The 13,849-nt window shown below is 60.5% G+C and carries 17 protein-coding genes; 2 read left to right on the top strand and 15 right to left on the bottom strand.

The features are described 5' to 3' along the window. Nucleotides 1-12: 12 nt before the first annotated feature. From KI613_RS07440 to KI613_RS07420, 5 genes are all read right to left on the bottom strand, one after another. Nucleotides 13-225, bottom strand: coding sequence for a hypothetical protein (locus KI613_RS07440; RefSeq protein WP_226404651.1), 213 nt, complete (start codon nt 223-225; stop codon nt 13-15). Beyond that, a complete protein-coding gene (locus tag KI613_RS07435; RefSeq protein WP_226404649.1) occupies nt 222-455 on the bottom strand; it encodes a hypothetical protein in 234 nt (77 codons plus the stop codon). The genes KI613_RS07440 and KI613_RS07435 overlap by 4 nt, the downstream gene beginning before the upstream one ends. A 61-nt stretch (nt 456-516) precedes the next feature. Beyond that, nucleotides 517-825: a DUF5710 domain-containing protein gene (locus KI613_RS07430; protein ID WP_319004095.1), complete on the bottom strand. Its 309-nt coding sequence runs from the start codon at nt 823-825 to the stop codon at nt 517-519. A gap of 2 nt (nt 826-827) precedes the next feature. Further along, nucleotides 828-1,508: an HD domain-containing protein gene (locus KI613_RS07425; protein ID WP_226404645.1), complete on the bottom strand. Its 681-nt coding sequence runs from the start codon at nt 1,506-1,508 to the stop codon at nt 828-830. Then, a complete protein-coding gene (locus KI613_RS07420; protein ID WP_226404643.1) occupies nt 1,509-2,381 on the bottom strand; it encodes a hypothetical protein in 873 nt (290 codons plus the stop codon). Nucleotides 2,382-2,595: 214 nt separating this feature from the next. On the opposite strand from KI613_RS07420, the gene KI613_RS07415 reads away from it, so the two are divergent. After that, the gene (locus tag KI613_RS07415) at nt 2,596-3,393 is read left to right on the top strand and encodes an aldolase/citrate lyase family protein (RefSeq protein ID WP_226404641.1); all 798 of its coding nucleotides are present in this window, start codon (nt 2,596-2,598) and stop codon (nt 3,391-3,393) included. Between the two features lie 77 nt (nt 3,394-3,470). Further along, nucleotides 3,471-5,234, top strand: a complete 1,764-nt coding sequence (locus KI613_RS07410; protein WP_226404640.1) for a sigma-54-dependent Fis family transcriptional regulator — start codon at nt 3,471-3,473, stop codon at nt 5,232-5,234. Nucleotides 5,235-5,900: 666 nt separating this feature from the next. Here the strand turns inward: KI613_RS07410 and gstA are convergent. The 10 genes from gstA to KI613_RS07360 are packed head-to-tail and all read right to left on the bottom strand — an operon-like array spanning nt 5,901 to nt 13,772. Next, nucleotides 5,901-6,506: a glutathione transferase GstA gene (gstA, locus tag KI613_RS07405; protein ID WP_226404638.1), complete on the bottom strand. Its 606-nt coding sequence runs from the start codon at nt 6,504-6,506 to the stop codon at nt 5,901-5,903. A gap of 10 nt (nt 6,507-6,516) precedes the next feature. Next, nucleotides 6,517-7,236, bottom strand: a complete 720-nt coding sequence (locus tag KI613_RS07400; protein ID WP_226404636.1) for an NAD(P)H-dependent oxidoreductase — start codon at nt 7,234-7,236, stop codon at nt 6,517-6,519. 5 nt (nt 7,237-7,241) lie between these two features. Further along, entirely contained in the window at nt 7,242-7,676 is a 435-nt protein-coding gene (locus tag KI613_RS07395) for a tautomerase family protein (RefSeq protein ID WP_226404634.1), read from the bottom strand. An 18-nt stretch (nt 7,677-7,694) separates the two neighbouring features. Further along, nucleotides 7,695-8,450: an SDR family oxidoreductase gene (locus KI613_RS07390; protein ID WP_226404633.1), complete on the bottom strand. Its 756-nt coding sequence runs from the start codon at nt 8,448-8,450 to the stop codon at nt 7,695-7,697. Nucleotides 8,451-8,477: 27 nt separating this feature from the next. Next, the gene (dmpG, locus tag KI613_RS07385) at nt 8,478-9,533 is read right to left on the bottom strand and encodes a 4-hydroxy-2-oxovalerate aldolase (protein WP_226404631.1); all 1,056 of its coding nucleotides are present in this window, start codon (nt 9,531-9,533) and stop codon (nt 8,478-8,480) included. Further along, the gene (locus KI613_RS07380; protein WP_226404629.1) at nt 9,533-10,447 is read right to left on the bottom strand and encodes an acetaldehyde dehydrogenase (acetylating); all 915 of its coding nucleotides are present in this window, start codon (nt 10,445-10,447) and stop codon (nt 9,533-9,535) included. The genes dmpG and KI613_RS07380 overlap by 1 nt, the downstream gene beginning before the upstream one ends. 17 nt (nt 10,448-10,464) lie before the next feature. Beyond that, nucleotides 10,465-10,683 carry a tautomerase family protein gene (locus tag KI613_RS07375; protein ID WP_226404627.1) on the bottom strand — a complete coding sequence of 73 codons (219 nt, stop codon included), beginning with the start codon at nt 10,681-10,683 and terminating at the stop codon, nt 10,465-10,467. 22 nt (nt 10,684-10,705) lie between these two features. Further along, a complete protein-coding gene (dmpH, locus tag KI613_RS07370; RefSeq protein WP_226404626.1) occupies nt 10,706-11,509 on the bottom strand; it encodes a 2-oxo-3-hexenedioate decarboxylase in 804 nt (267 codons plus the stop codon). Then, a complete protein-coding gene (gene dmpE, locus KI613_RS07365) occupies nt 11,506-12,303 on the bottom strand; it encodes a 2-oxopent-4-enoate hydratase (RefSeq protein WP_226404624.1) in 798 nt (265 codons plus the stop codon). Before dmpE ends, dmpH begins: the two co-directional genes overlap by 4 nt. 8 nt (nt 12,304-12,311) lie before the next feature. Beyond that, nucleotides 12,312-13,772 (bottom strand): 2-hydroxymuconic semialdehyde dehydrogenase, encoded by a 1,461-nt coding sequence (locus KI613_RS07360; RefSeq protein ID WP_226404622.1) that lies wholly within the window; start codon nt 13,770-13,772, stop codon nt 12,312-12,314. Between the last annotated feature and the right edge of the window lie 77 nt (nt 13,773-13,849).

The following is a 13,849-nucleotide window of genomic DNA, read 5'->3' as shown; positions in this document are numbered from 1 at the left end:
GCTGGCCCAAGTCTAGGCTAAAGCACCTGCGGCAGATAACTGCTGTGGCACTAAAGTCCGCTCCGAGACAATCAGTCGCTTTCTGATTCCGGATCCTATCTTGCGTTCTACTTCCCACATGGCCAAACCTTTGACCACTGCGACTTGTTCAATGGCTGTTACGACATCACCCAGTTTGGTGCAGAGATACTGAGCACCGCGTTCGATTGAAGACTTCACTTTCATTCGGCCAAATCTCCCGTATGGTTTTGCGTTAGTAATCCTACTGAAGTTGCGTCAAGCTTGAAACCAGAAAATATTGATGAGCGTATCGCTTGCTCTGGAGTCACAAAGCGAAACCCTGACCTGCCGGGCTTCGCGGGCATTGATGGAAATTCTTGATTGGAGCGCTTGGCGTGCCCTTTGGTTTCATCAATTGGAAACATCTTCACATCAACGAGGCGATACGACTTCATATGCATTGCAACGCTTTGTATCAGTCTGTAGCTGTGACGTGCGGCAGTGCATCAAAATGGATTAGCTACTGGTTTCCAGGACCATGTGCACGCATTTCTCACAGGAATCCCAGGGCAAGCAATCGCAAACCTTAGGCTGTTCGACATAATCGGCGCCAACATGCACTTTGCCGCTCCCCTGCTGCCTGAATACTGATTTTTTTTGCTGCGCCACGCTCTCGTCGCCACCAGCGCTCTCATGCGCAGTAGGCGACCATTGGGCAAAAGGCGTCATATCAGGCTGCTGCTCGACGTACCAGATTTTTCGCGCGGCATCCCATCGTGCTCCCAGTTTCTTGGCTTGTTCCTTCTCAGCGAAGGGAACCTTCAAATTTATACGCATGCTGCCCCCCACTCTTCCAAAAATTGGGCAACAAATTCTTCCATATAGCGATGGCGCTGTTCTGCCAACGCCTTGCCAGTCTCGGTATTCATACGGTCTTTGAGCAAGAATAGCTTCTCGTAAAAGTGATTGAGGCTGCTCCCTTTCGCCGCCTTGTAAGCTTCGGCTGTTGCATGCATGACAGGCGGCTGATCGGGATCGTACATCAGACGATTGGCGTGCCCGCCGTAGGCAAAGCAGCGGGCAATGCCGATGGCCCCGATCGCATCAAGCCGGTCGGCATCCTGCACACACTGGCCCTCAAGGGTAGTCATCGCTGTCTTCACACCAGCCCCTTTGTAAGAGATGCTGGCAACGATTCCGACGACCTGCTCGATAACACTGCTTGCCGCCCCCTCACTCACAAGCAGGCGCTCTGCTTCGCGGGGGCCGACAGTGTCGTCTCCAGCGTGGAATTTCCAGTCTGCTATGTCGTGGACCAAGGCCCCCAGTTCGACGATTTCCTGATTCGCCCCCTCACGCTGAGCTATCTGCCGAGCCAATTGCCATACCCGGCGGATGTGGTGCCAGTCGTGTCCGGAACTCTCGTCCTCGAACCTGGTTTTGATAAGCTGAGCGATACGTTCAACCAGATCCGATGCTTGGCCTTTTTTAGAAAGATGGCCCGACATTCACTGTGCCTTGAGGTTTTCGAAGTACGGCAGAAGCGCCTTGGCCGCCTCGATTCTGTCGTGAGCGCTGGTCTGCGGATCATTCATGACCGCCATCAGGAAGCTCTTTGGATCGGTGAAATGGCTGCCCACACCGAGTGATGGCGTTTGCCGATCACTGCCAGAACGGGCCGCGTTCTCGACTGGCGTGCCAGCAAAGGCCGGTTCGGCCTGCATGATGCTCATTACCCGTTGAAAATCTTCAGCCTTGATAGTCTCGACCTCGGCGAGCATGGCCGCCTGCTGATCCAGATTGGGGGCCATTTCCAGCCACGACTCATCGATGAACATGCTGCCCATGCTGGGGTCGATGAATGCCGACCAGCGCTCAGGTTCTTTCAGAGCTTGCATCAAAGGCAGGACGCTCAGCGAATGTACGTTTGTACCGTCCTCAATGCCAGGTCGAAATTTAAGCCGGGCGACAGGAATATCGTTCAGATACTTGAGTCGAAGCGCATTCAAAAACGCCTGAGCCTGCTGCAGTGGCACCGGTTCAGCCAGCGAAAACCAGATTTGATAGCCGTCTTCGACAGAAACCGAAATGGCCGGTGCTGGCACGTCAAAATCCTCTTGAACACCTTGATAGAGGGCCGCCAACTGTTCCCAGTAGCTGCCGTTTGCCAAGCTGATGACCATCGCGCGAACCATTCCGTTCGGGCTGACGAGCGTGAGTCCCACGTTGCTCTCGGTTGCCAGACGCTCAGCCAGGACTTCCGGTGTCAGCAATCCTTCCATGACATAGGCTGGCTCACCGCTCTCGCTGGGCTGCCAAGTTTGCCATTCCTGCCCAGGCAGGAAATAGAGCCGCGTCAGTTCTGAAATAAATCTATTCATGTATCTGTATCACCTGAAACATAGTTTCGTGATTAAAAGAGCGGTGGGCATACCGCACGGGTATTGATCGGCACAACTATTTGTATTGGACGGCATGTGTCGCCACCTGCATAGTTATCCATTTTGAAGCCAAACCTTGATCAAGGCTAACCAAACCCCTCAAGTGCATTCAAGGGACAGGCATTCAACAGCACCAACGGGATAACACTTCGTCATGGAAATACCAATTAACAGCTTCAAAACCGACCTGAGAAATGGCGAAACCCTGCTTGGCCTGTGGCTCGGGCTCGGTGAAACCTTCAGCGCCGAAATCTGTGCCGGGGCCGGGTTCGACTGGCTGCTGATCGACGGCGAGCATGGCCCCAATGACCTGCGCAGCATTCTCTCCCAGTTGCAGGCCATCGAGCCCTACCCGTCGCATGCCATCGTCCGCCCGCCGCAGGGCGATCATGTGCTGATCAAGCAATTGCTGGAAACCGGCGTTCAGACGCTGCTCATCCCGATGGTTGAAAGCGCCGAGCAGGCGGCCGGACTGGTCCGCGCCATGCGCTATCCGCCGGAAGGCATCCGCGGCGTTGGCGCAGCGCTGGCGCGTGCCTCGCGTTGGGGTCGAATCCAGGATTACAGCGCCCAGGCCAATGATCAGATGTGCCTGTTGCTGCAGGTCGAGACGAAACTCGGTTACGACAACCTCGACGAGATTGTGGCCGTTGATGGCGTCGACGGCATTTTCTTTGGTGCCGCCGATCTCGCCGCTTCGTATGGCCTGCTCGGGCAATCCAACCACCCGAGCATCGTCCAGGCCATCGAAACCGGCCTGCAAAAAACCCGCGCTGCGGGCAAAAGCGGCGGCGTCCTGTGTGGCGACAAAGCCATCGTTCAACGCTACTTCGAGGCCGGCGCCCGCTTCATTGCGGTGGGTGTCGACGCACTCCTGCTGGCTGCCGCCACAACCAATCTACGTCAGGAATACCGGCCGGAACCCGGCGGCAAAAGCGCCGCCAATTATTGATCCACGCGCGCGATAATCAGCGCTTCGAATCCCGCCACTTACCGCTGGCAGACGACAAGCGTAGCGAAGGAACCCGCATGGACACCGGCCAAAAATCGACGCAAGACAAGGGCATTCGCCTGCTGCGCCCGAGCGCCCACGACAAACATCGCCTGCCGGATATCGACGATCTTGCCGCGCGCCTCCGTTTCGTCCCTGCCAAGGGCGAAGTCTGGTTCGACGATCGGCGCATGGTGCTGCTCCACAACACCTCGCTGGGTGCCATCCGGCGCGAGCTGATCGAAACGGTCGGCATCGAGAAGGCACGCGGCCTGATTACCCGCATGGGCTACCAATCGGGCGCGCGCGATGCCGAAATGGTCCGCCGCATTCGCCCTGACAGCAACGACTTCGACTCCTTTGCCGTAGGCCCGCAAATGCACGCGCTGGAGGGCTTCGTCTCGGTGGAAACGCTGGCCCTCGATGTCGACGTTGAAACCGGGCATTTCTACGGGGAATTCATCTGGCGCAATTCAGCTGAAGCCGAACAGCACCTGGCCACTTTTGGCGACAGCAACACGCCAGTCTGCTGGCTGCAACAAGGCTACGCCAACGGCTACCTGAGCAGTTTCCTCGGCCGCCAGATGCTGGTCCGCGAAGTCGAATGCAAGGCCATGGGGGCCCCGGCCTGCAAGATCGTCGGCAAGGCGCTCGACCAATGGGACGACCCGGACGCCGATTTTCGCTATCTGCAGGCGCAGGATTTCGTCCAAAGCCCGAGCAGCAAGAAATTCTCCTTTCCGCGCAGCGATAGCAGCACCACCGAGATCAGCGACAAGATCGATCTGGTCGGCGTTTCGTCGGGCTTCAATACCGTCTGCCACATGATCCAGCGCGTCGCCCCGACACGGGCCACGGTTCTTTTCCTGGGTGAAAGCGGCGTCGGCAAGGAACAATTTGCGCGCACCCTGCACAATATCAGCGACCGCGCCGAGCAGCCTTTCATCGCCATCAACTGCGCGGCCATTCCCGAACAACTCATCGAATCTGAACTTTTCGGCGTCGAAAAAGGCGGCTTCAGCGGCGCCAGCCAATCCCGCCCGGGCCGCTTCGAACGGGCCGACGGTGGCACTCTTTTCCTCGACGAAATCGGCACGCTGAGCCTGGTCGCCCAGGGCAAGCTGCTGCGCGCGCTACAGGAAGGCGAAATCGAGCGCATCGGCGACACGCGGGTGCGCAAGGTCGATGTCCGCGTCGTGGCTGCGACCAACGAAAACCTGCGCGATCTCGTTGAAGCCGGCAAATTCCGCGACGACCTGTTCTATCGACTCAATGTCTTCCCGGTCAATATCCCGCCGCTGCGCGAGCGCAAAGAAGACATCCTGCTGCTCGTCGAGCATTTCCTCAACCGCTACTGCGCGCTGCACAAGCGCAAGGTGACGGGCTTCACCGAGGCGGCACTCGAAGCGCTGCTCTTCTACTCGTGGCCGGGGAATATCCGCGAGCTGGAAAACCTGATCGAACGCGGCGTCATTCTGGCGCCGGAAGATGGCGGCATCGACATTTCTCACCTGTTCACGAGCGGGGAGAACATCCGGCGCGAGCCGGCCCGGATGGAAGCTGCGGCCAGCCCACCGGAACAACCGGCCGGCGTGCCGAACCTGTCGGCGCAGCTTCGGGAAGCGCTCGCCTCGGGGAAGCTTTCACTGGATAGCCTGGAGGAAGATGCCATCGGGCAAGCGCTGCATCTGGCGCAAGGCAATGTATCCGGCGCCGCCAAAATTCTTGGTACGACGCGGGCTCGGGTGGCTTATCGACTCTCTGGGAGGAAGGTGGCGCATCCGGCCGAAGGCAAGGAATAACGCGCAATTCGCCCAATGCTGTTAGGTTGAGCATCGCTGCCGGGATGGCAGGAACCCGGGTTTTTTGGCGCTAGCATTCGGAATTGGCTTGGGGTTCCGCCTTGCTGGCGGCATTACTTTCTTTTGCTTCGCCAAAAGAAAGTAAGCAAAGAAAAGGCGACCCTGGGTCGGTGCCGGCTGCGCCGGTTCCCTGCGCTACTCGGTGCTGGCGGGGGCTGCGGAACTCGGGCTTCGCCCTCAGACAGTCCTCGCCCTTTTTCCGCCAGCCCCTGCGTTGCTCGGCACCTCTCAAGGGGCCCGGTGAAACGATCCATGCTTGGGCTTGGTGCCTGAATGACAGATTTCATTTTTGGCCTTTTTTTCCGGTTGACCGTGGAAACCGGCTTTTTTGAGCTACATCCGTGGAGTCCGAACGCCTTTGGGGCCCCCGTGGAAGGCGCTGAGCAACGCAGGAAGGCCGGGGGCAGTCGGCGAGGACTGTTTGAGGGCGAAGCCCGAGTTCCGCAGCCGCCCGGCCTTCCGAGTAGCGCAAGGAACCGGCAAAGCCGGCGCCGCCCTCGGGGTCGCCTTTTCTTTGGCTACTTTCTTTTGGCGAAGCAAAACAAAGTACGCCCGCCAACAAGGCGGAAACCCAAGCCAATTCAGCAGAAAGCCGACTAGCAAAGGCTAAATCAGCCCTTCCTCCCGAAGCGCCACCTGCACCGCCGGCCGCGCCATAACCCGCTGATGAAACGCAGCCAGCGTCGGCCACGGCGCCAAGTCGATTTTGACGACCTTGGTCCAGTTCACAACCGTAAACAGATAGGCATCGGCCACGCAAAAATTGGCCCCGGTCAGGTAGTCGCGGCCGCTCAGCGCCTTCTCGATGAAGGAAAAGCGCCGCTCGATATTGGCCTTCGCCGCGGCCTTCCAGTCGGCTGAAGCATTCGGATTGAACAGCGGGCTGAAGTTCTTGTGGATTTCGGTGCCGATGAAGGTCAGCCATTCCTGCACCCGCGCCCGCGCGAGCGTTCCAGCCGGCGGCAGGAGGCCGGCAGACGGCTTCTGGTCGGCCAGATACTGGATGATGGCCGGGCCTTCGGTGAGCAGTTGGCCGTCGTCGAGTTGCAGGGCCGGCACGTAGCCCTTGGGATTGATCGCTGTGTAGTCCTGGCCATCGGCAGTCAGATGGGTGGACAGTTCAACCTTGACCAGTTCGTAGGGCAAACCCAGTTCGCTCAGCACGATATGTGGGGAAAGGGAGCAGGCTCCCGTGGCGTAGTAAAGCTTCATGTCTTCTCCTTTATAAAACAGCAGCGCTTATTTCTTTGGGATAAAGCCGATCGTCGAAATCGCCCAGACTGGGAAATTTGATGGGGGTCTGATCATCGAGATGGAGCAGACGTTCCCGGTAATCGTCGAGCATGGCCTGGCGTGCCTCGGGCGAAACGTAGGGCACGTGATAGGCGACATAGGGCGGCAGCACGGTAAAGCCGCAATAGGCCAACGCACCTCGCATGATCGGGCGCAGCAAGGTGTCCATTTCGCCGTGGATGGCCTCCGGACCGAACATGTGCGGCTGGCCGCCGAGCGATAGCGTCAGCATGGCCTTTTTGCCGAGCATCCCACCCTGGTCGTAGAAGCGCTTGCCGCCGTAGAAGTGGCCGGAAACGAAAACGCGGTCGATCCAGCCTTTGAGGATGGCCGGCACCGAGAACCAGAAAATCGGGAAATTGAAGATCAGCAGGTCGCACCAGTCGACCTTGCCGATTTCGGCCTGAATGTCCGGGGCGATGCTCCCCGACTCGAAACCCTTACGTTGCTCCAGCGCATAGACGCAGTAATCGGGGTTGGTCGGCTCGGCGAAATCGGCTTGGGAGACAACAGGGTTCCAGTTCATCGCGTACAGGTCGGAAACCTGAACCTCATGCCCGGCTTCGGTCAGTGTTTTGACAGCAAGGTCTTTGAGCGCGCTGTTGAAGGATTTGGCTTCGTAATGGGCATGGACGATGAGAACTTTCATCGACTTCACCGACCTTGCGCGGCCGCTGCCGCCAGTCGTCGGGCCTCGATTTCGGCCTGCCGCAACTCGCTGGCCAGTTCGCCGCCGATGCTCCAGTCAGACGGCGCCACCGGCACGATGCCGCCCCGAACATTGGCGCGCGGCGCGCCAAGAATGTCGACGACGAGATCGGTGAAACCGCTGAGCAGGCGCTGGCGGTCGGCCTGAGAACGGCCCTCGAGGACGATGAAGGAAAAGTACGGCGCAACCTGCGCGTGCCGGTTGACCAGTTGGCCACCGATGCAGACGTGCTGCGGCGGATGTTCGGTAGCGAACACGCGGACGCGCTCAATCGGACAGGCCAGCACTTCGGCAAACAAGGCGCTGGCTTTGAGCAGCAGCGCGTCGACCTGAGCCGGCGCATGCTGCCCCTGGACGAGATGGAAGTTGAGAATTGGCATTACGATTTTGGCCCTTTTTTACGGTAGACCGTGGCGACGGCCGGCATCGAGCATCAGCGAGGAACCGGTCATCGCCGAGGCTTCCGGTGCCAGCAACATTTCGAGCGCCCAGGCGACCTGCCCCGGTTCGGTGAAAGCGCCGAGCGACGACTCGGCCCGCATGCTGTCCATGACCGCCTCGACCGTCGTGCCAAGCATTTTGGCGCGATCGGCCGCCACCCGGCGCAGGCGTTCGGTATCGGCCGGGCCGGGTGCGACGAGGTGGGCCGTGATGCCGCGCGCTCCGTAGGCCAGGCTCATCTGGCGCACGACATTGACCAGCGCGGCATTGCCAACGCCGGCTGCGGCAGCATAGGCCGTCGGCTCGAAACCGTAATGACCGCCGATGGCGACCAATCGCGAATTGGGCAACAGGTGCCCGTCGACCGCACGAACCAGACGCAGGAAGCCACCAACCTTGATATTGACCGCATCGATCATCGCCTGCGTGGCGATGGTCAGCACACCGCCACCGACCGCCACGCCGGGGCCATGGACGACCATGCGCACAGGACCGGGCAATGCGGCCTTGATCGCCTCGATGGCGGCGTCATCCGAAATGTCGGCCGCGCAGGGCACCAGCCCCGGATTTTTCGCGGCCAGTTCGGCTAGCGACGACACACTGCGCGCCACGGCGAGCACACCCAGGCCGCGGGCGAGAAAGCGTTCGACCATGACCGAGCCGAAGGCGCCCGTGGCACCAACGACGACGACCCATTCCTTTGTTGCTGCCATTTTTCCTTCTCCCGTTATCCGCGCCAATCAGGCCGCAGCGTCCTTGAGCAACCCGCGTTCCTTGGCCATGGTCATCGCCGTATCGACGATCATGTCCTCCTGACCACCGATCATCTTCTTGCGTCCCAGCTCGACCAGAATGTCGCGTGCCGGCACGCCGAAACGCTCGGCCGCCCGCTTGGCATGGAGCAGGAAGGTCGAATAGACACCGGCAAAGCCCAGCGTCAGCGACGAGCGATCAACGCGAACCATGTGGTCCATCATCGGCACGATGATGTCTTCGGCCATGTCCATGAGCTTGAACAGGTCACAGCCAGTGACAATGCCCATCCGCTCGCAGACGGCAGCGAAGACTTCAAGCGGCGTATTGCCTGCCCCGGCGCCGAGCCCTGCCACTGAGGCGTCAATCCGGCTGGCACCTTCCTCGATGGCGGCGATGGAATTGGCGATACCCATGCCCATGTTGTGGTGGCCGTGGAAGCCGATTTCAGTTTCCGGATTGAGGACCGCGCGCAGCGCCGCCACCCGCGCCTTGACGTCGGCCGGCAGCATGTAGCCGGCCGAGTCGGTGATGTACACCGTCTGCGCCCCGTAGGATTCCATGAGCTTGCCCTGCTGCGCCAGGCCTTCCGGCGTATTGAGGTGGGCCATCATGAGGAAACCGGTGGTGTCCATGCCCAGCTTGCGGGCGAAGGCAATGTGCTGCGGCGAGGTATCGGCCTCGGTGCAATGGGTGGCGACGTGCACGCTGCGCGCCCCGCAGTCGTAGGCTGATTTCAATTCCTTCATCGTGCCGAGGCCGGGAATGAGCAGGACCGACACCACGGCCTGTTTCATCCGCGACGCCACAGCCGTGATGTATTCCTCATTGCTGTGCGGCGCGAAGCCGTGCTGCAGCGAGTTCCCGCCCATGCCGGCGCCGTGCGTAACCTGGATCAGCGGCACGCCGGCATCGTCGAGCGCCGTGGCGATGGTGACCATCTGGGCTATGCTCATCTGCTCGCGCTTGGCGTGCATGCCGTCGCGCAGTGACATGTCGTGAATGATGATCTTGCGACCCTTGAGACTTTGCTCGGCGCTCATTACGCGACCTCCGGTGACTTGAGCTGGATGGTGCCAGCGATGATTTCCTGGGCGAACATTTCGGCCGTGCGCGTCGCCGCGGCGGTCATGATGTCGAGGTTGCCGGCGTACTTGGGCAGGTAATCGCCGAGGCCGGCGACTTCCATGAAAACCGTGACGCGCTTGCCGTCGAACAAGGGGCCATTGACCAGCCGGTAACCTGGCACGTACTTCTGCACTTCCTTGATCATCTCGAGCACCGACTCGGTGATCTTTGCCTGGTCGGGCTCGTCGTCGGTCAGGCAGGAAATGGTGTTGCGCATCATCATCGGCGGTTCGGCCGGGTTGATGATGGCCAGCGCCTTGCCCTTGCGCGCCCCACCGACGACTTCGATGGCGTTCGAGGTGGTGTAGGTGAATTCATCCAGATTGGCGCGGGTACCCGGGCCGATCGATTTCGAGGCGAGACTGGCGACGATTTCGCCGTAACCCACGGCCTGAATGCGCGAGACGGCGAAGACGATGGGAATCGTCGCCTGGCCGGCGCACGAAATCATGTTCACGTTCATCTCGACCTTTTCGGCATGTGCCTTGAGGTTGACCGGCGGCACACACAGGGGGCCGATGGCGGCCGGCGTCAGGTCGATCATCATGACGCCCAGCTCATTGAGCTTGCGCGAATTTTCGGCGTGAACGTAGGCGCTGGTCGCGTCGAAAGCGATCTGGATGTTGTCTTCCAGCACATGCGGCAGCAGGCCATCGACGCCGGCTGCGGTGGTCTTCAAGCCCATGTCGCGGGCGCGGGCGAGGCCTTCGGATTCCGGGTCGATACCGACCATCCAGACCGGCTCAAGGAAGGGGCTGCGCTGGATCTTGTAGATCAGGTCGGTGCCGATGTTGCCGGAACCAATCAGCGCGCATCTGATTTTTTTCATCTTCATTTTCTCCAGAACTACGATTTCTTGGCTTCAAGCTCAGCGAGCTCACGTCGACGGCCGGCCGTCACACCGCCGACTGAAAACTCCTCGCTGGTGTGCTCGGTAATCAGCAGGCGAACCGTCTCCGGCCCCACCCCCAGCGTGCGCGTCACCGCCTCGGCCACAGCTTCGGCAACGGCGCGTTTTTGCTCATTGGTGCGCCCCTGCATGAGATGCATTTCTATGATTGGCATCCGTGTCTCCTCCTGTTTTTATTTATTCAATGAAGCGCATCGATACGCTGCCCAGTTCCTGGAAGCGCGCCACGATGTTGTCGCCCGGCTTGACCGGAATGGCTTCGGTGATGCCGCCGCTCATCACGAAGCTGCCGGCTGGCAATTCCTCGCCCAGTTCGGCGAGGATATTGACCAGCATGGCGATGGCTTCGGCCGGATGGCCGAGGACGGCGGCCGAAGCGCCCAGGGTAACGATCTCGCCGTTCTTCTCCATGACGACACCGAGCGTGCGCAGGTCGATATCAGCCGGGTAACGGGCGCGACCACCGCCGACGAAGCGCGCCGAAGAACCGTTGTCGGCAACGACACTTTCCAGATCGAACTTGAAACCGGAGAAACGCGAGTCGATGATCTCGACGGCCGGCAGCACGTAGTCGGTGGCATCCAGGACATCCTGCCGCGTGCAGTTCGGGCCTTTCAGCGTCTTCTTCATGACGAAGGCGACCTCGCACTCGACGCGCGGGTGCACCAGATCGGAGGTCTTGATCGCCGAGTTTTCCGGACGCGCCATGCGGTCGGTCAGGAAGCCGATGGACGGCACGTTAACGCCCATCTGGATCATCTTGGCCTTCGATGTCAGGCCGGCTTTCCAGCCGACCTGCTTGTGGCCGGCGGCGAGGAAGCGGCGACGCAGTTCAAGTTGCACTGCGTAGCCATCGCCGATAGTCATGCCCGGGTATTCGTCGGTCAGTTTGGGGATGGCGTAAGCGCGCGTCTGGGCGCCTTCGACGCGCTCGCACAGGCGAACGATGTCCTCGCGGGAGAGGGTGACATTCATGCTCATGGTTTGCTCCTTCCGGCGAATTTGACCGAGCAGGTGCCGAGGCCGCCCACCGTGCACACCAGTTCGTCGCCATCGACGACCGGGACGAGCGCCGATTGCGAACCGGAAAGAATGACCTCGCCGGCCTTGAAGGGGATGCCCAGTTCGCCCAACGTATTGGCCAGCCAGGCGACGGCATTAGCGGGCGAGCCTTGCACGGCAGCGCCGACACCGGTCGAGAACAGTTCACCGTTCTTCTCCAGCACCATGCCGGCCAGCGTGATGTCCAGCTGGCGCGGATCACCCCTGGTCTTGCCCAGCACGAAGACGCCGCAGGAAGCGTTGTCGGCGACGGTGTCCTGAATCTTGATCTTCCAGTCGGTGATGCGCGAATCGACGATCTCGAAACAGGGCAGCACGTAATCGGTGGCGCGGATGACGTCCATTGCCGTGATGCCCGGGCCTTTGAGGTCTGCCTTGAGGACAAAGGCCAGTTCAGCCTCAGCCTTGGGCTGGATCAGCGTGGCGAGATCGATGGTGTCGCCTTCCTGATAGACCATGCCGGAGAGCAGCAAGCCGAAATCGGGCTGATAGACGCCGAGGAAATCCTGCACCGGCTTGCTCGTCGCGCCGATCTTCTTGCCGATGATCGTCTCGCCAGCCTGCACGCGGCGGGCGACGAAGCGTTCCTGAATCTGGTAGGCGTCCTCGATGGTGATGTCCGGCTCGCTTTCGAGCAGCGGGCGCACCGGGCGGCAGGCGAGCCAGGCTTCGTACAGCTCGTCGCCATAGGCGGTGATTTTTTGTTGGTCCATGGCTGGCCTCAGAGCTTCACGCAGATGTTGCGGGTTTCGGTGTAGAACTCCAGTGAGTGCACACCGCCCTCACGGCCGATGCCGGATTGCTTGGAGCCGCCGAAGGCCGTGCGCAGGTCGCGCAGGAACCAGCTATTGATCCACGTGATGCCGACCTCGATGCGCGCCGCGACACGGTGGGCGCGGGCCAGATTGGTCGTCCAGATCGTCGTCGACAGACCGTAGTCGTTATTGTTGGCCTTGTTGATCACTTCGTCTTCGCTGTCGAAGGGGCTGATGTGGCAGCACGGGCCGAAAACTTCTTCGCGCACGACCGATGCCGTTTCCGGCAGGCCGGTCCAGATCGTTGGCTGCACCCAATGGCCGTCGGCCAGATCGGCCGGCATGGTCGGCACACCGCCGCCGGTCACGACATTGGCACCTTCTGCTGCGGCCTTGGCGTAGTAGGACATGACCTTCTGCTTGTGCTCGGCGCTGATCAGCGGGCCGTAGTTGGCATTCTTGTCGTCCGGACGGCCGAACTTGACGGCTTCGGCCTTGGCTTTGAGCGCCTGCACGAACTTGTCGAAGATCGGCCGCTCGACATAGACGCGCTCGGTACCGAGGCAGACCTGCCCGGAGTTCAGGAAAACCGAGCGGAAAATGCCGTCGACCGCTGCATCGAAGTCAGCATCAGCGAACACGATACCGGCATTCTTGCCGCCCAGTTCGAAGGACACATCGCGCATCCCTTCGGCGGCGGCTTTCATGATAGCCGTGCCGGTGCGCGTTTCGCCGGTGAAGGTGATGGCATCGACAAGCGGATGCTGGGTCAGGAATTCACCGGCCGAATTCGGGCCGAAGCCCTGAATGACGTTGAAGACGCCCTTGGGGATGCCAACGGTGTTCATCACTTCACCAAGCAGGGTCGTGGTCAGCGGCGTTTCTTCGGACGGCTTGACGACGACGGTGTTGCCACAGGCCAGCGCCGGGCCGACCTTCCAGGTCATGAGCAGGAAAGGCGCATTCCACGGCGAAATGACGCCAACCACGCCTTTCGGGACGCGGATGGCGTAGTTGAGCGCACCGGCGCCATCCGGCGTCGCCATCTGGAAGGACTCGCACGGTACGTTCTTGACGACATCGGCGAAGACCTTGAAATTGGCCGCGCCGCGCGGGATGAAAACATGGCGCATGACGTGGTTCGGCTGTCCGGTGTCAGCCATTTCGGCGGCGACGAAATCCTCGAAACGGCGGGTTATTTCATCGGCCACGCCGTAGAGCAGATCGACGCGCTGGTCGGTGGTCAGGCCGCCCCACACGCCGTTTCGGGCAGCATGAGCTGCACGGACAGCGGCGTCGACGTCGGCCTTGCCGGCTTCGGAAACCTGCGCAATGACTTTGTTGTCGAGCGGCGAACGCTTCTCGAAGGTCTTGCCTTCGCTTCCCTCGACAAACTCACCGTTGATGAAATTCTTGATCAGCTGCACGGCATCTCCTTGCTTGGCTGCACGCCTTCAAGGCGAGCAGGAATAGTGTTTGGTCATCGGGCATGGCCGAATGGAAA

The sequence above is a fragment of the Ferribacterium limneticum genome, assembly GCF_020510585.1.
Classification (GTDB): Bacteria; Pseudomonadota; Gammaproteobacteria; order Burkholderiales; family Rhodocyclaceae; genus Azonexus.
The sequence above is the reverse complement of the archived record's forward strand: the minus strand, read 5'-3'. Positions and strand labels throughout refer to the sequence as shown.